A 22,453-nucleotide genomic window follows, 5' to 3' on the forward strand; every position below is an offset into this window, starting at 1 on the left:
GGCGATGGCTTTATGCGCTGACTTTAGGAGTTTGCCGTAGGGGTTGCATCAGGTCTTTGCATCAGGCGTTTGAATGAGGCCAGCGCGTGCCGCGCCGGCCTCATTCATTGCGCGTGTTTTGCACCAGTACGCTAGAACGCGACGAACGGTCCGCTCTGGTTACCCACCTTCGCGTTCCCCATTACTGTGTAGACGTCCCGGCCATAGAAAAACGGCAGCCCCCACAGGAACATGCTGTTTTTCCCGCTGTACGCGAAGTTCACGCCGACGTTGCTGAGAGCGTAGTAGCCGGACAACCGCAGGTTGCTCGTATCGGCAATGGAGAACGGCATACGAGCGGCTTGCCTGTGCCGTTGGTGGCCTCCATTGTTGCGCTCATATTCAGCGGTGAGGCAGGCGTGTACCAGCCGTCCACGCTCGTCGCGATGGTGTCGTCGGGGAAGGCATACGCATTAGTGCCGCTGTCGATCACGCTGCGGGTAAAGACTTTGCCGCGATACTGCGTCGTGAAAGCGCCGTATTTGTCGATGGCGAGCACGGTCGCGCTCGGCGGCAAGGCGTTGTTCTGCTGCGTACCGATGCCGAATACCAGTTGCCCCGTGACGCTCGTCTGGCCGCCGGCCGGCACAGCGGGCAGGCGGATGATCGTGCCGTTGTTGTCCGTGGCGAATGCGGCCACGGGGTTCTTCACTTCCTTGCCGGCTAGCATGCGTGTGCTAACGCACGAGTTCTGCGACGGGCAGTAGTAGTAATTGCCAGGAATCGCGGTAGTGACCGCGTCGGCCGAGTCTGTAGCGAAACTGTCGACGCCGAGAATACCGTTAATGCCGGCGAAGGCGCCGCTGCCCAGGTCAGTACCGTAGTTCGTGCAGTCGTCGGGGGCGGCGAATGCGTTGTCCGCGTACACCTGGATTGGAAGGTTGCTCGCTGTCTTGCTGCCGATCGTAATGTCGGCGCGTTTGACCGAGCCCCACGTATAGCCGGAGGCGAACGGCATGCATTCGACGATGGGGGCGGAGCCGCTTATGTCGTCGACTGCGCCGACTTGCGTGAGCAGCAGCGGGGCCAGTGTGGGAATGGCGCGCGCCGCAATCCGCACGCCGGTAGAGCCGGTGTCGACCAGCATGTTGTCGACGGTCACGCATTGCGGCGCGTTCTGGGTGCCCGGCACGCATAGCCTGATCGAGGCCTTGAGCAGGTTGACGCCGCCCATCGTATTGTCGACGCGGATCGTGACCGTGCTGTCGCCTGTAGCGGGCGGCGACGAGTTCCCCCGAACCGCCGGAGGCGCCGGACCCGTGCGGTGTCCATTGCGGTGTGGCGTTCCAGCTGGCCGAATTGTCGCCCTGAGTCGCCGAGCCGCCGCCCCCGCCGCCGCAAGCGGCAAGCGCCAGAACGCCGATGACCGCCGCGAGCGACAGCGCCTTTTTCAATGTATTCATGTGTTTTCCCGGGAAGCGCATGGCTGTTATTCGAGATCGCCCGGACGCACGCCCGCGGGCATCAGACGCGGCACCCAGGCCATGCCGAAGAAGCGCCCGAGGCGGCCTGCGGATTCGATGCGGAAGTCGTCGTTGCCTTCGATCAGAGGACCGGAGCCGCGCACGCCGCTTTGTCCGGATGCAACGTAGTTCGCGAAGTAGCTGCCGAGCAGCGCGCGCATGTTCGGGCGCACCGGGCCGTCCCAGGTCACGGCGAACACGACGTTGGCGCTCAACACGTATTCGCGGATCGTGACGCCGTTCGCGTCGATCGACTGACGCACCGAGTAGGGCGCCGCGCTAACGAGCCCGCCGGCCGGCTGGCTGCTTGCGGACGGCGGAGCGGACGCCGGAGCGGACTGCGGCGTGGCGGCGCGCAGCATGAGCGGCATGGACGCTCCCGTGACCGGCGGGCCGCCCAGCGCGGCGTACGACGACAACGGCAACACGGTTGCGGCCAGCATCGCTATCTTCATGAGTCTCATCACACGGCTCCCGAAATGGACCGAGCATGGTGCCTGTCTGGTATTCGGGAAACCCTGCGAAATTTCTCAATCGGGTGGACGAAGCGGCGCAATTAATTGCGATGAGAGTAAGCGTGCCAAGAGGCGATTGATGGCAGCGGCGCAACGATCAGTTCTTTTCATCGCGCTTCCATAACGCGGCGCGTGTCAGTATTCTCCTTTCAGCGCGTTGTCAGATTCGCTCTGCAGTTTGTTGCCACCATGGTGGCTTTCGTAACACTCGCGCCGGATCATCCAGTCGGCTATTGCTCAAAACGTGAAACAGGAGAAACGACCATGCCGTACGTGACAACGAAAGACAATGTCGAAATTTTCTACAAAGACTGGGGTCCGAAGGACGCGCAGCCGATCGTGTTCCATCACGGCTGGCCGTTGTCTTCCGACGACTGGGATACGCAGATGCTGTTCTTCGTTCAGAAGGGCTTCCGCGTGATCGCTCACGACCGGCGCGGCCACGGCCGCTCGTCGCAAGTCTCCGACGGACACGACATGGACCACTACGCCGCCGACGCGTTCGCGGTGGTCGAAGCGCTCGATCTGCGCAACGCCGTGCATATCGGCCATTCGACTGGCGGCGGCGAGGTGGCTCGTTATGTGGCGAAGCACGGCGAACCGGCTGGCCGCGTCGCGAAGGCGGTGCTGGTGAGCGCCGTGCCGCCGCTGATGCTCAAGACCGAAGCAAACCCGGAAGGTCTGCCGCTTGAAGTCTTCGACGGCTTTCGCAAGGCGCTTGCCGACAACCGCGCGCAGTTCTTCGTCGACGTTCCGGCGGGACCGTTCTACGGCTTCAATCGTCCGGGCGCGACGGTCCATCAAGGCGTGATCCAGAACTGGTGGCGTCAGGGCATGATGGGCAGCGCCAAGGCGCACTACGAAGGCATCAAGGCCTTCTCGGAAACGGACCAGACCGAAGACCTTCGCTCGATCAGCGTGCCGACTCTCGTGCTGCACGGCGAAGACGACCAGATCGTGCCGTTTGCCGATGCGGCGCTGAAGTCGATCAAGCTGTTGAAGAACGGAACATTGAAGACGTATCCGGGCTTCCCACACGGCATGTTGACGTTGAACGCAGATGTGCTCAACGCTGATCTGCTGGCGTTCATTCAGGGGTAAATGCAAGGCAGCGAGTCCGCGTAGAGCGGACTCGCTGCCGATGTAGCGAAGGCGGGGAGCCTTGCCGCCTTGGTTACGAATCGAGATGAACCTGAACGCCGGTTGATGAGTAGACCGGCGTGGCTTTGAAGCCGTCAACGGAAACAGCGGAGAACTTCACGTTCGAACCATTGCCGCTGATCACAGTGATCGTATCGCCCGCCTTGGGTTTGAAGCCATCGACGAACTTCACATGCAGCGTTCCGCCGAGAACCGTGGTCTGAGCGCCGACCTTCATCGAGCCTTGTCCGTTGGCGCCGAGATTGAGCTCCAGCGTCGTATTCGCAAGCTGCGTGAATTTGCCGACGACCGAAACCACACCGGGCGCATTGACGACCAGCGAGCCCGCACCTAGATACACGTCACCTGTTCCAAGCGCGGACGCAGAGTCGGCTTCGAGCGTGCCGCCTGCAATCTGCGAGCCACCCGAGTACGTGTTGGCCCCGGCTAGCCTCAGCGTGCCGGTTCCCTGCAAGGTAAGCTTGCCCGCGCCCGAGATCGGGTTGCGCCAGGTGTCGAGCGCGTTGAAGCCGCCTTGTGTCGCGTCCATCGAGACGATCACATTGCCGTTGAACGCGCCGTAGCCGTCCGCGGCTGCGAACATGTTCAGGCGGCCCCATCCCTCGGCATCGTCCATGACGGGATACCCCGACGGAAGTTCTGTCGTCTTCAGCACGACCCGGCGTTGATCCGCGCTGAGGTACGGAAAGCGGGTTTCCAGCAGCAGTTCCGCACCCTTCGGAACCACCGGCGCTGCGTCGGTCGCTTCGATTTGCGCGAAGCCGAATGTCATCCGGCGCAAGTAGTCCGACCGGTTGGCCGTGTAGTCGGCGAAACGGTCCGTCGCGGTCGTGCCCGAATGCGCGAACGCGTTGAACGTGTTGTTCGTCGTGCTGGTTTGCGTCATCAAAGCGCTTTGGGCCTGCGCGTAGGCGGCGGCCTTCAAAGACGCGTTGGCCGGGTTATACAGATTGGCAGCCACAACCGCCAGGCCCTGCATACGTCCACCTGTCACGTCGAGCGGCGAATGCATGCCTGCGACGATACGGTTTTCGCCGAGTTCCATCGCACGACTCATCATTTCCTGGAAGCGCTGCGGGACCACGTAAGCCATGGCCATCGAGTCGCGCATTGCCTCCGCCGTATGGCCGCTGATGAAGCCGCCATCGGTGGCGGGCGTCGTGCTTTCGGCCGGCACGAGTGTCGGCACGACCACCACCGAACTGCTCCAGCGGTACGGCCTCGCGTATTTGTAGAAGCGCTTCGCCGGTTCCGTCGAACCGTTCGTGCTCATTGCGTTGACAAAGTCCACTACGGTGCCGAACGCGGCATTGGCCGGACGGCCAACGCCCGTGTTGTTGCCTGCGTCGTTGTACAGCGTGGTGGTCGCATTCGCGGGAATCGAGGTGATAGTGGTGGTCTGCTGCGTGAGGCCGAGCCATGCGCCGGTCAACGGTCCCATACCGTCTGTCACGCTGTATCCCTTGTTGCGGCGGTCGTCGAAATACGCTGCGTCCGCTTGCGCCTGGGTGCGCGAGACCGTCTCGTTGACGACGAACTGCGTGTTCTGATTCAACACGGCCGCATTGAGGACCGTGCCGCACGCTGTGCCTGAGTTGATGAGACCCGAGCATGTGGAGGCAACCACGGCGGGGAAACCGTCGACTGCAGGCGCGGACGCTCCGGCGTCGACAATCATCGTCGACGGCTGCCACAGGTCGAGGAAGCGCGCGACCACACGTACGCCGGCATTCGTATCGAGGGTCGCGAAGTGCGCGTCGTTTCTTTGATTGGATGCGGCATTGTCGACGAATGCCGGCACGGGAGGAATGGAGGCACTGTCCACAAATCCAGGATCCGCCGGCGGGGCGGGCGCGACGGCCGCACTGCTCTGGAGGTCGTCACTGCTGCCGCACGCGCCCAGCGCGAGCAGGGTGCATAAAGCAACGAAAGCCGATAACGGGCGGCGTGCGGGTGGTTGGAACAACATAGGCTTCCTGATGTCGGTTGTGAGAGATCGAATGGGAACGGATCTTGAGTAACTCAAGTTAAGCCCCGATGACATTCAGAAAGATGGGAGAGGGTTCAAAGCGGCCGCACGCGACGACAAGTGCGAGAGTGAGGCCGCCCAGTTGGGTCCCGTTCTGCAGGAAGATGCGTGGATAGTCGTCGCGAAAGCGCGAGCGATTTATATGCTGGGTGAACGGTACAGTCCGGGAATCAGTCCGCGGATCAGCCCGGCTTTGAACTGCAGCAGCGGCTACTGCGTTGTGGCCGTACCGGGCAAACCCCGCCGCCCGAGCTTGCCCGCCGCGCCCTTCGCCGCGGCGCCCGGATGCGGCACTGTGGGCGCTTGTGGCAGCGCGGTCAATGCGCCATCGTCGACGGGAGATAGCAGCGAGCTCAGCTGCAAGACGTCCTGATCGGTGAGGTTCGCAGTGGCGGCCTTCAGCTTGAGACTATTGATCAGCGTGTCGTAACGCGCCTTTGCCAGGTCGCGCCGCGCGGAGAAGAGTTGGTCTTGCGCGTTCAGCACGTCGATGTTGATACGCACGCCGACCTGATAGCCAAGCAGATTCGATTCGAGCGACGTGCGCGCGGAGCGCTCGGCAGTCTGCAGCGCACGCACTTGCGCGAGCCCGCTGACCACGCCGAGAAACGCCTGGCGCGCGGAGAGCGCCGCGTTGCGCCGGGCAGTGTCGAGATCGGCGGCAGCCTGGTCTTCGAGTGCGAGCGTCTGGCGAACGCGGCTTTGCGTGGCGCCGCCTGCGAAAAGCGGAATCGTGACCTGCACGCCGATCGTGCTGTTCGTGTACGAGGAGCCCAGGTTGCCGAGTTCAGCTGCCAGCGCAGGCGTGCCGGGCGAAGGCGTATTCGCGCCGCTGCCGAAGCCGCCGCCGAAATTCCCGCCGAAGTTGCCGGCTCCCGCCGCGCCCAGGCTGCTATGCGAGCGGCTCGCAACCAGATCGACAGTCGGCAGATGGCCGGCTTTCGCCTTCGACGTTTCACGCTGCGCGTTATCGAGCGCGATCTGTCTGAGTACGACCTGATAGTTCGCGTCGCTCGCCGCATCGACCCATTGGTTGATGTCCGCGGGCACGGGCGGCGGCAGCGGAGCCCCGGCCGCGAGACCGTCGATATGCTCGACCGGATGCCCGACGATCTGCTGCAACGCCGCCAGCTTGACGGCGAGATCGTTCTGCGCGGCGATTTCCTGCGAGACTGCCTGATCGTATTTGGCCTGCGCTTCGTTCGTGTCGGTGATCGTCGTGTTGCCCACTTCGAATGAACGCTTTGCCGATTCGAGTTGTTGCGCGATCGACGCCTTCTGCGACCGCGCGATGGCAACGCTGTCTTGCGCGGCGAGCGCGTCGAAGTACGCCTCGCCAAGGCGCACGATCAGATCCTGGCGCGCCTGCGCGAACGAGGCCTGCGCGGACGCGACCGCGAGTTTGCCTTGCGCATAGCCGTACCAGCTGTCCACATGAATGAGTGGCTGCGTAAGCGAGACCACATAGCCGTAGGTGTTGCCATACGACGCCGGAAAGCCGCCGCCGAAGTCGGTGCTCTGACGGCTGCCATTGAGCGACGCCGAGACTTGCGGCAGCAGCTTCGCGCGTGCGAGCGGCAGTTCCTCGCTATTGGCGGCGAGCGCGGCGCGCGCGCTTTGCAGAGGCGCGTCGTTGGAGAGCGCTTCGTCGTAGAGTTGGGAGAGATCGACTGCTTGCGCGAGCGGCGCGTGCAACACGCAGGCAAGCGCGCAAGCAAGCGCCAGAGCAGACGCCAGGAGCGGCGCGTGCTGACGCTTCATTGCCCGTGGGCTCAGTAAGTGGGAACTGACGGGTCGACCTGGCGCGACCATGCGTCGATCCCGCCTTGCAAATTGAAGACGTTCGCGTGGCCGCGCGATTCGAGGAACATCGCGACCTGCGCGCTGCGTGCGCCGTGGTGGCAGATGCAGACGATCTGCGCGTCGTCGTCGAGTTCTTCGCTGCGCGCGGGAATTTCACGCATGGGAATCGACACGATGCCGGCCATCGCCGCCGTCTGGATTTCCCACGGCTCGCGCACGTCGAGCAGCACGGGTGCGGGGCGCGATGTGTCGGCGAGCCATTCGGCAAGTGCGGGAGCGGTCAGGTTTTGCATCAGCGAGACTTCCGTTCAGAGGACGGCGGCGCGCCGGCCGTCCGTGAAAAACACGCGAATCAGAACTTGAAGCGCGGCGGCTGCACGGCGTTGACGAGCGGTTCGACGTAGGTTTCGAACACGTCGGCAACGCGGTACTGCTTTTCGTCGATACGCGTGATGATCTGCGCCTTCATGACCGGCGCGGTGCCGACAAACGCTGCCAGACGGCCGCCGATCTTCAGGTGTTCGAGAATTTCCTGCGGCAGCACGGGCAGTCCGCCCGACACGCAGATCACGTCGTACGGAGCAGCGGCGGCCCAGCCGCGCGCGGCGTCGCCGGTCGCGACCTCGGCATTCAGCACGCCATTCGCGATCAGGTTGTTCTTTGCAAGTTCCGCGAGTTCCGGTTCGATATCGACTGTCAGCACGTGTTGCGCGCGGTGCGCGAGCAGCGCCGCCATGTAACCGGAACCGGCGCCGATTTCGAGCACGCTCTCATGTTTCTTCACCGCCAGTTCCTGCAGCGTGCGCGCTTCGACGCGCGGCGCCAGCATATGCTGACCGGCCGGCAGGGGCACTTCGAAGTCGGCGAAAGCCAGATCGCGGTATGCGGCGGGGACGAAGTTTTCACGCTTGACGATCGACAGCAGATTCAGCACGTCCTGGTCGAGCACTTCCCAGGGGCGGATCTGCTGTTCGATCATGTTGAAACGCGCTTGCTCGATGTTCATGGTGGGTTTGGCGGTTCTGGTTTGGCGAGTTTTGCGATTTTCCCACTGCGCGGCGGCTTCGGCGGAGAGCCCGCTGATGTCAGCACTAACACTCGATGCGCAAGCCGCGGCAGGGTAACTGCGGGATTGTACCAAATGGTGCCGGCAGTCCGGGCCGAGGCGGGCATCGCGCCGAGCGGGCTTTCGCAGGCGCCGCTCCGGTTCGCGCATTCGTCACGGGGTCCGTGTGTTCGTCGCCGCGCGCTTTTCGCCGATGCCCCCGTGTAAATCCCTAGCAATCCGGCCTTGCACTTCCACACTCGTTCGCTAAAAAATGTAATCGATTACATTTTCGGAAACCGCTGCCTTGTCCAGATCGACATCAAAAGCGAAGCCCGCAGCGGTGTCCGCGACCGGCAACGAGTCGCGGCCGCAACCGCTTTCGCGGGCGTCGCGTTCGGCGGAAGGGCTCTCTATCGCGGGCGTGGCGAGGCAGGCGGGCGTGTCGGTGGCGACTGTGTCACGAGTGCTGAATGCCCACGAGAACGTGCGCCCCGCGACTCGCGACAAGGTGCTCGCCGCCGTCGACGCGAGCGGCTACCGCGTCAACGAACTCGCGCGCAATCTGCGCACCGCCGAAAGCCGCCTGTTGCTCACCATGGTCCCCGACTTCGGCAATCCGTTCTACGCCGAGATCGTCCGCGGCATCGACAGCGTTGCGCGCCAGCACGGTTACTTCATGCTGCTCTGCGACACGGGCGCGGACGCCGGCCGCGAGCGCGGCTACTTCGACCTGCTGCGCCGCCGCCGCGCCGACGGCGCGATCTGTCTCGACCCGGCGACGATCCAGCAGGCACAAAGCGATGCATCCGGCGCGCTGCCGTGGGTCGCCTGCTGCGAGTTCGATCCGGCGGTGGGCGTGCCGTATGTGGGCATCGACAACTACCGGGCCGCAGGCGACGCCGTGCGGCACCTTCTGTCTCGCGGGCATCGGCGCATCGGCCTCATCAATTCCGACATCGACTATCTGTACGCGCGGCAGCGTCAGCAAGGCTATCTGGATGCGCTGACCGACGCCGGCATCACGCCGCTCGATGGCTGGCGCATGAACCTGAACAGCCTCGACTACGAGGCGGGCGCGTCGGCGGCGGCAACGCTGATGCTGCCGCCCGACGCACCTACTGCGATCTTCGCCGTGTCCGACACGCTCGCGACGGGCGTGCTTCACGGCTTGCGAAGCGTCGGCAAGCGCGTACCCGACGATGTCGCCGTGGTCGGATTCGACGACATCTCTATCGCGGCGCAAATCGATCCGCCGCTCACCACGATCGCGCAGCCCATGCGCGAACTGGGCGAAACCGCCGCGCGCCTTCTGCTGCAGCGGCTCGCCAATCCGCTCGCCAACGTGCCGGGCGTGCTGCTGCCGCACCGGCTCGTGATTCGCGGGAGCACGTGACTCATGAGCCTCGCTATCCGCTTCGACGACATCCGCAAAGACTTCGGCCCGGTTCGCGTGCTGCATGGCGTGAGCTTCGATCTCGCGCCGGGGCGCATCTACGGTTTGCTCGGGGAGAACGGCGCCGGCAAGTCCACGCTGATGAAAATCCTCGCCGGCTATGAAACCGCGACCTCGGGCACATTGCTGGTGGACGGTCATGCGCAACACTTTGCCGGTTCGCGCGACGCCGAAGCGCAAGGCATCGTGCTGATTCATCAGGAATTCAATCTGGCCGAGCATCTGACGATCGCGCAAAACATGTATCTCGGCCACGAGAAGCGGCGCGGCTGGTTCGTCGACGATGCAGCGATGCGCGCCGACGCCGCGCGTTACCTCGCACAGGTCGGACTGGACAAGGTGCCGGACACGAAGGTGCGCGAACTGATCGTCGCGGAAAAGCAGATGGTGGAAATCGCCAAAGCGCTGTCGCGCCGCGCCCGCCTGCTCATCATGGACGAGCCGACGGCAACGCTCACGCCGTCCGAAACCGAGCGTCTCTTCACGCTGATGGCAAAGTTGAAGGCCGATGGCGTGACCATCGTCTACATCTCGCACAAGCTCGATGAAGTCGAGCGCATTACCGACGAAGTCATCGTGATGCGCGACGGCCGCTTCGTCGCGCGCAATGAAACCGCGGCGCTCGCGCGGCAGCAGATGGCCAACCTGATGGTCGGCCGCGACGTGTCCGACATGTTCCCCGAGAAGATCACGGTATCCGCCGCCGCGCCGGTCGCGCTGAAAGTGCAAGGGCTCGCCGTGCCGGAATGGGTCGACGATCTGAGCTTCGACGTGCGAGCCGGTGAAGTGCTGGGCTTCGCGGGGCTCGTCGGCGCGGGGCGCACGGAAGCATTCGAAGCGATCATCGGTTTGCGCAAGCGCACGGCTGGACGCATCGAAATCGCGGGGCGTCCCGTCGATCTGAAAAGTCCACGCGAAGCAATGCGCCACGGCCTCACGTATCTCAGCGAAGACCGCAAAGGCAAGGGCCTGCACGTGAACCTGAGCCTGCAGGACAACGTGACGCTCATGACGCTCGAACGTTACGCGCATCCGCTGCTCGACATGAAAGCGGGCCGCGACGCATTGAAAAGCGCGGTGAGCGAATTCGGCATCCGCACGGGCGACCTGTCGAGCCGCGCGCGCATGCTCTCCGGCGGCAACCAGCAGAAGCTCGCGCTCGCGAAGTTTCTACAGCCGGAGCCGGACGTCATCGTGCTCGACGAGCCGACACGCGGCGTCGACGTCGGTGCGAAACGCGACATTTATTTCCTGATTCATCGTCTCGCCGCGCAGGGCCGCGCGGTGATCGTCATTTCATCCGAACTGATCGAGCTGATCGGCTTGTGCCATCGCGTCGCCGTCATGCGCGCGGGACGCCTGCAAGCCACGCTGACGCTCGACCATCTGACCGAAGAGGAGTTGATCGCCCATGCGACCGGCACCCACTGAAGCCGTGCAATCCGGCCGCGCGTTGCGCTTCGCGCATCGACTGTATGCGCTTGGACCGCTCGTCGGTCTGGTCGCGCTGTGTATCGTCGGCACGGCGTTGAATCGCGATTTCGCGACGCTCGACAACATGATGAACGTGCTGACGCGCACGTCGTTCATCGGCATCATCGCGGTGGGCATGACGTTCGTGATCATCTCGGGCGGCATCGATCTGTCGGTCGGCTCGATGGCGGCGCTGATCGCGGGCAGCATGATCTGGCTGATGAACGGGCTTGCGGCGGGCGTCGGCGGCCACACTTTTGCGCCGCTCGTCATCGTGACGCTTGGCATCGCATTCGCGTTCGTGCTGGGCGGACTGTTCGGCTGCGCGCACGGGCTGCTGATCACCAAGGGGCGCATCGAGCCGTTCATCGTCACGCTCGGCACGCTGGGCATTTTTCGCGCGGTGCTGACATGGCTCGCCGATGGCGGCGCGCTGACGCTGGATAATTCGTTATCCGATCTTTATGGTCCCGTTTATTACGCAAGTCTGTTCGGTGTGCCCGTGCCGATCTGGGTATTTCTCGTGACGGCGGCGGGCGGCGCGCTGATTCTGAATCGCACCGCGTTCGGACGTCATGTGCAGGCGATCGGATCGAATGAACAGGTTGCGCGTTATGCGGCCATACGTGTCGATACCGTGAAGATCGTCACGTATGTGCTGCTCGGCATCTGCGTTGGCGTGGCCACCGTGCTGTATGTGCCGCGTCTCGGCTCGGCGACGCCGACCACCGGTTTGCTATGGGAACTCGAAGCGATTGCTTCGGTGGTGGTGGGCGGCACCGCGCTCAAGGGCGGAGAGGGACGCGTGATCGGCACGGTCATCGGCGCAATTCTGCTGTCGGTCATTGCCAATATTCTGAATTTGACCAGCATCATCAGCGTGTATCTGAACGCGGCGGTGCAGGGCGTGGTGATTATCTTCGTCGCGTTCGTTCAACGTGGACGGCGGTAGGTGTAGCGCTGCAAAGCGACACAATGGCAGGGGCGCACGAACGCCTCACAACAGCACAAATTGGAGACACAACCATGAAGCAGGTCATTCGAGCGATCGGCGCCGGCATGCTGGCGTTGGGGATACTGGGCACGGCAGGCGCTGCACGAGCCGATGACAAGGTCACGCTGGGCGTCGCGATTCCGACAGCCGACCACGGCTTCACGGGCGGCATCGTCTGGTGGGCGAACAAGGCGAAGGCCGATCTCGAGAAAGAACATCCGAATCTGAAAGTCATCGTGAAGACAGCGGCCGGAGCGCCAGAACAGGCAAACCAGTTGCAGGATCTGGTTACGGTGAACAAGATCAATGCGCTTGTGATTTTCCCGTTCGAATCGGCTTCGCTCACGCAGCCGGTCGCGCAGGTAAAAAAGAAGGGCGTGTATGTGACGGTGGTGGATCGCGGCTTGACGGACACCAGCGCGCAGGACGCCTACGTGGCCGGCGACAACACCGCGTTCGGCAGAATTCCCGCCGAATATCTGGCGAAAGCGCTCGACGGCAAAGGCGACATCGTCGCGCTGCGCGGCATTCCGACGACGCTCGACAACGAACGCTGGACCGCGTTCACCGGCGTGCTGAAAGGCTACCCGAACATCAAGATTCTCGACGCGAAATACGCGAACTGGAATCGCGACGACGCGTTCAAGGTCATGCAGGACTATCTGACGCGCTTCAAGCACATCGACGCCGTCTGGGCCGCCGACGACGACATGGCGGTCGGCGTGCTCAAGGCGATCGACCAGGCGAAGCGCAGCGACGTCAAGATCGTTTTCGGCGGCGCGGGTTCGAAAGGCATGGTGAAGAATGTGATGGACGGCGCACCGCGCATCCAGGCGGACGTGTCGTACTCGCCGAAATTCATCTACGACGCAATCAAGCTCACCGCTGAAGCCCGCCTGAAGGGCGAGAAGCTGCCGGCCACCACGATCATTCCGTCGGTGCTGATCACGAAGGAGAACGCGCAGCAGTTCTATTTCCCGGACTCGCCGTTCTGAGCCTTTGCACCGTCTATTGGCAGCGGGGCGCGTAGTGAGACAGCGCACCCCGCTAAAGGAACCATACGATGAGAACCATCAAAGGTCCGGCGATTTTTCTCGCTCAGTTCATGGGCGACGAAGTGCCGTTCGACAACCTCGCGCATCTGGCTAGCTGGGCTGCGGGGCTCGGCTTCAAGGGCATTCAGGTGCCGTGCGATGCGCGCCTGATCGATCTCGAACAGGCAGCGTCGAGTCAGGCGTACTGCGACGAACTGCGCGAGACGGTCGATAACGCTGGCGTCACGATTACCGAGTTGTCGACGCATCTGCAAGGGCAGCTCGTGGCCGTGCACCCCGCTTACGATGCATTGTTCGACGGTTTCGCCGCGCCGCATGTGCGTGGCGACCCGGCAGCGCGAACGCAGTGGGCCATCGAGCAATTGAAGCTGGCGGCGAAGGCGTCGCAGCGCCTGGGGCTGACCACGCACGTGTCGTTCTCCGGCGCGCTTGCGTGGCCGTATGTGTACCCGTGGCCGCAGCGTCCAACCGGTTTGATCGAGGCCGCGTTCGACGAACTCGCGCGCCGCTGGACGCCGATTCTGGATGCCTTCGAAGCAGCGGGTGTAGACGTGTGCTACGAACTTCATCCCGGCGAGGATCTGCACGACGGCGTGACCTTCGAGCGCTTCCTGAATGGAGTAAAACAGCATCCGCGCGCGAATATCCTCTACGACCCGAGCCATTTCGTTCTGCAGCAACTCGACTACCTCGCGTTCATCGACATCTATCACGAGCGCATCAAGGCGTTTCATGTGAAGGACGCGGAGTTCCGGCCGAACGGCAGGCAAGGCGTGTACGGCGGTTATAGCGGCTGGGTGGATCGCGCGGGGCGCTTCCGCTCGCTCGGCGACGGCCAGATCGATTTTCGCGCGATCTTTTCGAAAATGGCGCAATACGACTTCCCGGGCTGGGCGGTGCTCGAATGGGAATGCGCGCTCAAGCATCCACATGACGGCGCGCGCGAAGGCGCGGAGTTCATCCGCGAGCACATCATTCGCGTGGCCGAGCATGCATTCGACGATTTCGCGGGCAGCGGCGTCGATGCAGCGCAGTTGAAGCGCGTGCTCGGCATTTAAGGGCGCTGATCGCAACGGTGAGCCAGCGGTAAGCAAAAGGAGCGGACAAGATGCCATCCAGAAGACTCAGATTGGGCATGGTCGGCGGTGGACAGGGCGCGTTCATCGGCGCGGTGCATCGGATTGCGGCGCGCCTCGACGATCGCTTCGAACTCGTCGCCGGCGCGTTGTCGTCCGATCCCGAACGCGCGCGAGCGAGCGCCGCTGAGGCGGGCATTGCGCGAAGCTACGCTGACTGGCAGGAGATGGCGCGAGCGGAAGCAGCGCTCGACGACGGTATCGACGCCGTCGCGATAGTGACGCCGAACCATCTTCATGCGCCGGTTGCCACCGCGTTTCTCGAAGCCGGCATTCATGTGGTGTGCGATAAGCCGCTTGCAATTTCGCTTGCCGAAGGCGAAGCGCTCGCCAAACTCGCGCATCAGAAGAACAAGCTTTTCGCGCTGACGCATACGTACTCCGGCTATCCGCTGGTGCGTCATGCACGCGAGTTGGTCGAAGCGGGCGAGCTTGGGCAGATACGCGTCGTACAGGTCGAATACGCGCAAGACTGGCTGGCCGAGCCGATCGAAACGGGCGGCTTGAACAAGCAGGCCGGCTGGCGCACGGACCCGGCTTTAGCGGGCCCGGCGGGCTGTCTCGGCGATATCGGCACGCATGCGTATCACCTTGCCGCTTTCGTCACGGGTATGACGCCTGCCGCGCTTTCCGCCGAGTTGCACACGTTCGTGCCGGGGCGCCGCATCGACGATCATGTGCAGGCGATGCTGCGTTATGAGAACGGCGCGCGCGGCATGCTATGGGCGAGCCAGGTCGCGAGCGGCGCGGAGAACGCTTTACGTCTGCGCGTCTATGGGACCAAAGCGGGCATATCGTTCGACCAGGAGCAGCCCAACGAACTGTGGTTCACACCGCTCGGCGGGGCAGCCGAACGCCTGACGCGTGGACGCGTAAGCGGCGCGAGCGCGATTCATGCGACGCGTGTGCCGCCAGGTCATCCTGAAGGTTATCTCGAAGCATTCGCGCAGTTGTATAAGGACGCCGCGTTGCAGATCGAAGCGTTGGACGAGGGCCGCGCGTTGCCGGCGGAAAGCCTGCTGCTCACGACGGTGGAGGACGGCGTGGCCGGTCTGCGCTTTATCGATGCGGTGCTCGCGAGCAGTGCTGCAGACGGGCAATGGCGCGAGATCGAGAAGTCGTAGAGCCATGCGGTCGCTGCGCGGCTTTACGCTTCATCCGCCTTTGCTCTTCTTGATCTGGGCTTCGAACGCAATGTCGAGCTTGCTCGCCTTGCGCGGTTTTTGCGGACCGTATGCATCGACAAACTTGACGAAGTCGTCAAGCCCGAGCGGATCGGAGACTTTCTTGTCGGTGCCGCCCGATTTGTCGACGAGATAGAAGAGGCCGCCGGAAAGGCTGATCGCGGCGAACTGCGGATTGCCGCTGCGCGTTTTCAAGCGCTCGACAGCGTGGATGGCTCGCGTAGTGCGCATGGTGTGGGACCGCTGATCAGGGAAAGACTGTTACTTTAACAATTTCGCCGACGCCCTGCGGCTCAGCCCGCGCGGCGCCGCAACTTCCGTCGCAACCAGTCGGCCCAATCTTCCAGCACGGTGTACACGACAGGCACGACGACGAGCGTCAATATCGACGACGTAATCACCCCGCCAATCACTGTCTGCCCGAGCGGCCCGCGTTGCTCGCCGCCTTCGCCGAGCGCAGCGGCGAGGGGCAGCATGCCGAAGATCATCGCGAGCGTGGTCATCAGAATAGGTCGCAAGCGCACGCGTGCCGCTTCGAGCAACGCCTCGCGCCGCTCCATCACGCGGCCTTTGCCCGAGGCGTCGAGCAGCGTGCCGCGCCGCGCCTGGTTTGCGAAGTCGACGAGCAGGATCGCGTTCTTGGTGACGAGCCCCATCAGCATCACGAAGCCGATGATCGAAAACATGTTGAGCGTGCTGCCGAACAGCAGCAGTGCGACCAGCACGCCGATCAGCGTAAGCGGTAGCGACGCCATGATCGCGAGTGGCTGTGCGAAGCTCGCGAACTGCGAGGCGAGAATCATGTAGATAAAAATAACCGCGAGTGCGAGCGCCTCGACTGCAAACACCAGCGACTCGTTCATGTTCTTGGTCGAACCCTCGAAGCGGTAGCGGTAACCGGCGGGCAGATGCATCGCGTCGAGCGTCTTCGCAATGTCCGACGCGACTTCGCCGGATGAGCGGCCGTTCACGTTCGTGGTCAGCATGACCTCGCGCTGCAGGTCGCGGCGATTCAGCACGTCGGGGCCGGTCGTCTTGACGATGTCCGCGATCTGCCGCAGCGGCACGAGCACCGGTGCACCGTTCGAGTCGGTGCGGTTAGTGGCGATCATCAACCGCGAGAGATCGTCGATGCTTTCGCGTTGCTCTCGCGGCAAGCGCACGCTGACGTCGTAGTCCTGGTCGTCGGGCGCCCGCCATGTGCTGATCGCGTCGCCCGAAAGCAGTGGCCGCAATGCAGTGCCGATATCCGCCACACCCACACCCAGGTCGGATGCGAGTTCGCGCTTCACATTGATCGCGACGATCGGCTTGTCGGCCTTCAGGCTCGAATCGAGATCCACGAGGCCGTGGATCTTGCGCATGCGAGCCTGCGCCGCTTCGGAGAGCCGCCGCAGTTCGTCCATGTTGTCGCCCTGCAAGCTGAGCTGGATCGCCTTGGTACTTCCCGCGCCGTCCGGCATGCCGATTTCGGTCACGGTCACACCCGCCACCGATGCGAGACGCGCGCGGAACATCTGATTCAGTTCGGCCACGCCGCGTGTGCGGTCGCGCCGGTCTTTCAGCCGCACCGTAATGAGCGCGTTGTTCTTGCCTTGTGTGTTGCCCGAGTTGACCGTTGCATAGGTGTAGCGGACTTCAGGGTAAGTCGCGAGAATCGCCTCGACCTGCTGGACCTTCTTCGACGTGGCTTCGAGCGACGTGCCCACCGGCGTGTTCAAGCCGATCTTCGTGATCGAGAAATCCGCGTTCGGCACGAACTCGGTGCCGACAAAAGGCACGAGAAACAGGCTGCCGAAAAAAGTCGCCGCGGCCACTACGAGCGTGATCGCCCGATGTTCGAGCGACCAGCCGAGCAGGCGTTGATAGAGCGCGCTCAGCTGCGCAATCTGCTTGTCGAACAGATGTAGCGAGCGTTCGACGAAACGGCCGTAACGATAGCCTTTGCGGCCTGTATCCGCGTCGTGGAGATCGGGGTCCGGCCAGATCGACGAGAGCATCGGATCGAGCGTGAACGAGACGAACATCGAAATCAGCACGGCGGCGGCAACCGTAATGCCGAACTGGTGGAAGAAGCGGCCGATGATGCCGCCCATGAAGCCGACCGGCAAAAACACCGCGACAATCGAGAAGGTCGTGGCGAGCACCGCCAGTGCGATTTCTTTTGTGCCGTCGAGCGCCGCCGTGCGATGGTCGGCGCCGAGTTGTACGTGCCGCACGATGTTTTCGCGCACCACGATGGCGTCGTCGATCAGAAGGCCCACGCATAGCGACAGCGCCATCAGCGTAATGACATTGATCGTGAAGCCGCACGCGTACATCACTGCAAACGTGCCGATGAGCGCGATCGGCAGCGTAAGGCCTGTGATGACCGTGCTGCGCCACGAGCCCAGAAACAGGAACACGATGAACACCGTCAGCAAAGCGCCTTCGAACAACGTGCGCTTCACTTCATTGACGCTCTCTTCGATGTTGATCGACGAGTCGTCGGTGATGTCGAGCTTTACGCCCGGCGGCAACTGCGGCTGCAAGCGCGCGACTTCCGCGCGCACGCCATGTGCGACGTCGACCGTGTTCTCGCCTTGCGCCTTGATGATCGACAGAAACAACGCGCGCCGGCCGTTGAGCAGCGCCATGCTGTCCGCTTCCTGCTGACCGTCGATCACATCGGCGACCTGATCTAGCGTCACCGGCTGCGAGGTGGACGAAGCCGTCGGGATCGCCGACTGCGCGCCGCGCCGGGCGACGATGATCCGCTTGAAGTCAGCCGGCGTTTCGAAGCGGCCCTTTACCTGCACCGTCTGCTCGACGCTGTTCGACGTGAGCGGCCCGGCTGGAATCTCCTGGTTCTCGTTTTGCACCGCACGGATCACCTGATCCACGCCGACCGAAAGCGCCTGCAGTTTCTGCGGGTCCACGTCGATTTGCACTTGCCGCTTCACGCCGCCGACAAGCGACACCGAGCCGACACCGCGCACGGTCTCCAGCCGCTTGCGCACGATCTGATCGGCGACGGTGGTGAGATCGCGCGTGGACAGCGACGCGCCCGGCGCATTCGAGACCGCAACCGTCACGATCGGCATATCAGCCGGGTCGTAGCGCAATACGCGCGGCTCCTTGACGCCGTCGCGCAGGTCGGGGCGGATCAGCGCGATCTTGTCGCGCACGTCCTGCGCGGCCTGCACCGCATCCACCGCGAGATCGAACTGCACGATCACGACCGATTGCGCGTCGTACGAACGCGACGTGATCTGATCGATGCCGCTGATCGTGTTGACGGCTTCTTCGATCTTGCGCGTGACGTCCGACTCGACCGATTCGGGCGATGCGCCCGGATACGCCGTCTGCACGACGACGATCGGGAACGTGATGTCGGGGAACTGATCGACCTTGAGCCGCTGATACGAGAAGAGGCCTATCACGAGGAAGGCCATCATCATCATCGTGGCGAGCACCGGGTTGCCGATGCTGATGCGGGTGAACCACATGGGCGAGGGCTCCGCTCAGCGCTGGCCGGAGCCGGGCGCGCCGGTCGCCGGCGCTGGGGCTGGGCTCGGAACTGGAATTGGAACCGGCCTGGATGCAGGCGCCGTGGCTCCCGCCGCGGGCACCATATGCACGGTGCTGCCGATGCGCAACGAGCCGAGATTGTTCTTCACGATCTGCTGGCCCGAGGCCAGCGGGCCGCCGACGATCTCGGTCCACGTGCCGCCGTCGGCGTCGCCGGTGATTCCGGTCTGCACCTGCTGTTCCACGAGCTTGCCGCCGACGAGCGCATAGACGCTATGGCGCGCGGCGTCGGTACGCACGGCGGTGGCGGGCACCGCCAGCACGTTTTCCCTGCTGCCGACCGAGATAGTGCCGGTGCCGAACATGCCCACGCGCAACGTGCCTGAAGGATTCGCCACCCGGACATACACCATGATCGAGCGCGAACCGGGCTGCGCGGCGGGATTGATGCGAGTGATTGCGCCTTGTACCGGCCCGTCGATGCCGTCGAACATGATCTGCACCGGCTGGCCGATCCGTACGCGGCCGATCTCGCCGACCGGCACCGGCGCTTCGAGTTCGAGAGTGCGCAGATCGACCACGTCGAAGAGCTTCGTATCCACGGCGACCTTTTCGCCTGGCTCGACCGAACGCGACGCAATCTGCCCATTGAGCGGCGAGCGCACCACGGTGTCGGCGAGCGACAGATTCGACGACGCGAGCGCCGCGCGCGCCGCATCGAGATTCGCACGCGCTATCTCGTACTGGCTTTGCGCAGTGTCGAACGCGTTCTTCGAAATGAAGCCTTTCTCCACCAGCACGCGATTGTTTTCGAGCGTTTGCCTTGCGATGTCCAGTTGCCCCACCATCGCGGCCATCTGACCGCGGCTTTGCTCGGCGCGCGCCACGTAGTCGCGCGCATCGATCTTCGCGAGAATCTGGCCGCTCTGCACGGCGTCGCCTTCGCGCACGGCGACTTCGAGTACCGAACCGGCTACTTTCGATTTGACGGCGGCTTGCGTGACGGCGCGCAGGGAGCCGGTAAGAGGCAGCGTCTGGACGAGCGAGCGGCGGCTGACCGTGGTGAGATCGTCGGCAGAGAATTCGATCACGGAAGGTGCCGTGTCCGCCGTGGTGGCGGGCGTCTCGCGCTTTCTGATCGCCTGGGCTATCGCGATGGCGAGAATCACGACGGCAACCACGGCGGCGATGATGATGCGTTTTCTGGTCTTTAGCATGCGCGATCTGACGGACTTCACGGATTGGCGATACACGCGGATTCGGCGGTGGCCCGAGAGCCGGTGGCCTGAGGCACAGGCGCGCCGCGCGCTCGTCGCGCAATTGGCAAGTTAGCCTGAGCCCGCGCTCACCGCAAGCTGGCCGTCAGCATGGTACACGGAGGTTGCGGCGCGCGAGACTGCACCCGCGGCGCCGCTCGAGCGTGCACGCGCAGAACAAGGCTTACTGACTCAGATAAACGAACTTGCCGTTCCTGATGATGCCCATCACGCTCGCGCGCTGATCCAGCCCTACGTGGTCCTTCGCGCTCGTATTGACGACGCCGTTCGGCACCACCAGTTCATGCGCGTGTTCCAGTTCGTTGCGCAACGCCACGCGGAAAGCCTCCGTGCCCGGTTGCGCGGTCTTGAGCGCGCGCGTCACCGCGTCCTGCAAACGCGGATAGACGCCCGCTGCATCGCCCGCGAATTGCGTGACGCTGCCCGGCCCGTACTTCGCCTCGTACTCGTTCGCGAACGCGAGCGCCGCCTTTTTCGCCGGATGATCGGCCGGCAACGTGCGCGCGACGACGACCGGCTGCGTCGGGAACAGCGTGCCTTCCACGTCCTTGCCGCCGAGCTTGATGAATTCCGGCGTTGCGATGCCATGCGTCTGGTAGATCGGCCCCTTGAAACCGCGCTCGATCAGCGTGCGCTGCGGCAACACGGTCGGCGTGCCGGCGCCTGCGATCAGGATCGCGTCGGGCTTCGCGGCCATCAGCTTGAGAACCTGGCCGGTCACGCTCGCGTCGGTGCGGTTATAGCGCTCCGTCGCGACCAGTTGAATGTGGCGCAGCGTCGCGAATTTGCTGAACTCGTTGAGCCAGCTCTCGCCGTAGCCGTCCGCGAAACCAATGAAACCAACTGTCTTGACGTTGTGGTTCGACATGTAGCGCGTCATCACGTCGGCCATCGCGCTGTCGGTCTGCGCCATCTTGTACGCCCACACCTTCTTGCCTTCCTGCGGCTCCACGACGCTCGCCGAGCCGATCAGCGTGATCATCGGCGTCTGGCTTTCGGCGACCGGATCGAGCGCGGCCATCGCCGCGGGCGTGATGTTCGGGCCGACGATCACGTCGACGTGATCTTCGTTGATCAGCTTACGGATGTTGCGCACGGCGGCGCCGGGGTCGGAGGCGTCGTCGAGAAAAATGTAGTCGGCTTTCTGGCCGGCGATGGTGGCCGGCCACATCAGCATGGCGTTCTTGCTCGTAATGCCGATCACCGCGGCGGGGCCGGTGCTCGACAGATCGATGCCGACCTTGATGTCGGCGTGCGCGGCGGTGGCGAACAAAAGAGCGCCGAGAGCGGCGAGGCCGCGAAGTTTGTTGTTATGCGACGTCATCGATGGGTCTCCGTAGCGGGATAGCAGGAAGCGGTGGTGAGTTCAAAGTTCGTAGGTTTCGTGTTCGCCCTTGAGCGCCTGTTCGATCAGCTTGCGGTTCATGCTCGGCGACAGCAGTTCGACGAGCGTGTACACATAGCTGCGCAGATACGCGCCCTGTTTGAGCGCGACTCGCGTCACATTGCTGCCGAACAGGTGGCCGACCGGCATTGCCCGCAAATGGCGGTCGCGCTCGGCGTTGAATGCGATGTCCGCCATGATGCCGACGCCGAGGCCCAGTTCCACGTACGTTTTGATCACGTCGGCGTCGATGGCCTCCAGCACGATGTCCGGATGCAGCCCGCGCAGCCGGAACGCCTCGTTGATCTTGGTGCGGCCGGCGAACGCGTTGTCGTAAGTAATCAGCGGATATTGGGTCAGATCGTCCAGCGACAGAAGTTTGCGGTCGAGCAGAGGATGGTCCGGTTGCATTACCGCCACGTGGTGCCACTGGAAACACGGCAGCGAGACCAGTTCCTTATAGTTAGCGATCGCTTCCGTCGCAATGGCGAGGTCCGCCTGGTCGTGCAGCACCATTTCAGCGACCTGCGTCGGGCTTCCTTGCAGTATCGAAAGGTGGACCTTGGGAAAGCGTTTCTTGAATTCGGCGATGGCGGCCGGCAGCGAGTAGCGCGCCTGGGTATGCGTGGCGGCGATCACGAGGTTGCCCTGGTCCTGCGCCGCGTAGTCTTTGCCGACGCGCTTCAGGCTTTCGACTTCCTGCAAGATCCGCTCAACCGACTGAAGAATGATCCGGCCCGGCTCGGTGAGCGAGCGAACGCGCTTGCCGTGGCGCGTGAAGATTTCGACGCCCAGTTCGTCCTCGAGCTCGATGATCGCCTTCGAAACGCCTGGCTGGCTTGTATACAGCGCCTTGGCTGCTTCGGTCAGGTTGAAGTTCTGCCGCACAGCCTCGCGGACGAAGCGGAACTGATGCAGGTTCATATATA

The 22,453-nt window shown here is 63.5% G+C and carries 19 protein-coding genes; 7 read left to right on the forward strand and 12 right to left on the reverse strand.

The genetic code is table 11. The features are described 5' to 3' along the window. Window positions 1-131 precede the first annotated feature (131 nt). The 3 genes from ACTJLB_RS31340 to ACTJLB_RS31350 all read right to left on the reverse strand — a co-directional run bounded on the left by ACTJLB_RS31340 (window position 132) and on the right by ACTJLB_RS31350 (window position 1,966). Window positions 132-332 (reverse strand): DUF3443 family protein, encoded by a 201-nt coding sequence (locus tag ACTJLB_RS31340; RefSeq protein ID WP_440785570.1) that lies wholly within the window; start codon window positions 330-332, stop codon window positions 132-134. Continuing rightward, entirely contained in the window at window positions 260-1,213 is a 954-nt protein-coding gene (locus ACTJLB_RS31345; RefSeq protein WP_440785571.1) for a DUF3443 family protein, read from the reverse strand. The genes ACTJLB_RS31340 and ACTJLB_RS31345 overlap by 73 nt, the downstream gene beginning before the upstream one ends. Window positions 1,214-1,468: 255 nt before the next feature. Then, a complete protein-coding gene (locus tag ACTJLB_RS31350; RefSeq protein WP_440785572.1) occupies window positions 1,469-1,966 on the reverse strand; it encodes a DUF2844 domain-containing protein in 498 nt (165 codons plus the stop codon). Window positions 1,967-2,281: 315 nt separating this feature from the next. On the opposite strand from ACTJLB_RS31350, the gene ACTJLB_RS31355 reads away from it, so the two are divergent. Then, entirely contained in the window at window positions 2,282-3,118 is an 837-nt protein-coding gene (locus ACTJLB_RS31355; protein ID WP_204520370.1) for an alpha/beta fold hydrolase, read from the forward strand. 73 nt (window positions 3,119-3,191) lie between these two features. Here the strand turns inward: ACTJLB_RS31355 and ACTJLB_RS31360 are convergent, their stop codons facing one another. The 4 genes from ACTJLB_RS31360 to ACTJLB_RS31375 all read right to left on the reverse strand — a co-directional run bounded on the left by ACTJLB_RS31360 (window position 3,192) and on the right by ACTJLB_RS31375 (window position 8,016). Continuing rightward, window positions 3,192-5,147, reverse strand: coding sequence for a phosphatase PAP2 family protein (locus ACTJLB_RS31360; RefSeq protein ID WP_440785573.1), 1,956 nt, complete (start codon window positions 5,145-5,147; stop codon window positions 3,192-3,194). A gap of 270 nt (window positions 5,148-5,417) precedes the next feature. Continuing rightward, entirely contained in the window at window positions 5,418-6,968 is a 1,551-nt protein-coding gene (locus tag ACTJLB_RS31365; RefSeq protein ID WP_408423633.1) for a TolC family outer membrane protein, read from the reverse strand. 11 nt (window positions 6,969-6,979) lie between these two features. Beyond that, the gene (locus tag ACTJLB_RS31370; RefSeq protein ID WP_088172974.1) at window positions 6,980-7,303 is read right to left on the reverse strand and encodes a rhodanese-like domain-containing protein; all 324 of its coding nucleotides are present in this window, start codon (window positions 7,301-7,303) and stop codon (window positions 6,980-6,982) included. A 59-nt stretch (window positions 7,304-7,362) separates the two neighbouring features. Beyond that, complete coding sequence (locus ACTJLB_RS31375) at window positions 7,363-8,016, reverse strand: protein-L-isoaspartate O-methyltransferase family protein (RefSeq protein WP_020065132.1); 654 nt, start codon at window positions 8,014-8,016, stop codon at window positions 7,363-7,365. Between the two features lie 346 nt (window positions 8,017-8,362). Between ACTJLB_RS31375 and ACTJLB_RS31380 the strand changes: the two genes are divergently transcribed. The 6 genes from ACTJLB_RS31380 to ACTJLB_RS31405 all read left to right on the forward strand — a co-directional run bounded on the left by ACTJLB_RS31380 (window position 8,363) and on the right by ACTJLB_RS31405 (window position 15,293). Next, complete coding sequence (locus ACTJLB_RS31380) at window positions 8,363-9,451, forward strand: LacI family DNA-binding transcriptional regulator (protein WP_440785574.1); 1,089 nt, start codon at window positions 8,363-8,365, stop codon at window positions 9,449-9,451. Between the two features lie 3 nt (window positions 9,452-9,454). Further along, window positions 9,455-10,942 carry a sugar ABC transporter ATP-binding protein gene (locus tag ACTJLB_RS31385; protein ID WP_131318411.1) on the forward strand — a complete coding sequence of 496 codons (1,488 nt, stop codon included), beginning with the start codon at window positions 9,455-9,457 and terminating at the stop codon, window positions 10,940-10,942. Further along, window positions 10,923-11,936: an ABC transporter permease gene (locus tag ACTJLB_RS31390; RefSeq protein WP_020065136.1), complete on the forward strand. Its 1,014-nt coding sequence runs from the start codon at window positions 10,923-10,925 to the stop codon at window positions 11,934-11,936. The genes ACTJLB_RS31385 and ACTJLB_RS31390 overlap by 20 nt, the downstream gene beginning before the upstream one ends. A gap of 74 nt (window positions 11,937-12,010) precedes the next feature. After that, window positions 12,011-12,973 carry a substrate-binding domain-containing protein gene (locus ACTJLB_RS31395; RefSeq protein WP_020065137.1) on the forward strand — a complete coding sequence of 321 codons (963 nt, stop codon included), beginning with the start codon at window positions 12,011-12,013 and terminating at the stop codon, window positions 12,971-12,973. Window positions 12,974-13,041: 68 nt separating this feature from the next. Further along, window positions 13,042-14,091 carry a sugar phosphate isomerase/epimerase family protein gene (locus ACTJLB_RS31400; protein ID WP_410802079.1) on the forward strand — a complete coding sequence of 350 codons (1,050 nt, stop codon included), beginning with the start codon at window positions 13,042-13,044 and terminating at the stop codon, window positions 14,089-14,091. 50 nt (window positions 14,092-14,141) lie between these two features. Beyond that, window positions 14,142-15,293, forward strand: coding sequence for a Gfo/Idh/MocA family protein (locus ACTJLB_RS31405; protein WP_408170084.1), 1,152 nt, complete (start codon window positions 14,142-14,144; stop codon window positions 15,291-15,293). A 30-nt stretch (window positions 15,294-15,323) separates the two neighbouring features. On the opposite strand, the gene ACTJLB_RS31410 is transcribed toward ACTJLB_RS31405, so the two are convergent. The 5 genes from ACTJLB_RS31410 to ACTJLB_RS31430 form a co-directional block, all read right to left on the reverse strand. Beyond that, complete coding sequence (locus ACTJLB_RS31410) at window positions 15,324-15,584, reverse strand: hypothetical protein (RefSeq protein WP_020065140.1); 261 nt, start codon at window positions 15,582-15,584, stop codon at window positions 15,324-15,326. 62 nt (window positions 15,585-15,646) lie between these two features. After that, the gene (locus tag ACTJLB_RS31415; RefSeq protein ID WP_440785575.1) at window positions 15,647-18,841 is read right to left on the reverse strand and encodes an efflux RND transporter permease subunit; all 3,195 of its coding nucleotides are present in this window, start codon (window positions 18,839-18,841) and stop codon (window positions 15,647-15,649) included. 15 nt (window positions 18,842-18,856) lie between these two features. Next, window positions 18,857-20,080 carry an efflux RND transporter periplasmic adaptor subunit gene (locus ACTJLB_RS31420; protein WP_392392503.1) on the reverse strand — a complete coding sequence of 408 codons (1,224 nt, stop codon included), beginning with the start codon at window positions 20,078-20,080 and terminating at the stop codon, window positions 18,857-18,859. A gap of 223 nt (window positions 20,081-20,303) precedes the next feature. Next, complete coding sequence (locus ACTJLB_RS31425; RefSeq protein ID WP_440785576.1) at window positions 20,304-21,464, reverse strand: ABC transporter substrate-binding protein; 1,161 nt, start codon at window positions 21,462-21,464, stop codon at window positions 20,304-20,306. 42 nt (window positions 21,465-21,506) lie between these two features. Then, on the reverse strand, window positions 21,507-22,448 hold the full coding sequence (locus ACTJLB_RS31430; RefSeq protein WP_020065144.1) for a CysB family HTH-type transcriptional regulator: 942 nt from the start codon (window positions 22,446-22,448) through the stop codon (window positions 21,507-21,509). Between the last annotated feature and the right edge of the window lie 5 nt (window positions 22,449-22,453).

Origin of the sequence: Paraburkholderia sp. 22098 (assembly GCF_052045935.1) — a bacterium.
Classification (GTDB): domain Bacteria; phylum Pseudomonadota; class Gammaproteobacteria; order Burkholderiales; family Burkholderiaceae; genus Paraburkholderia; species Paraburkholderia caledonica.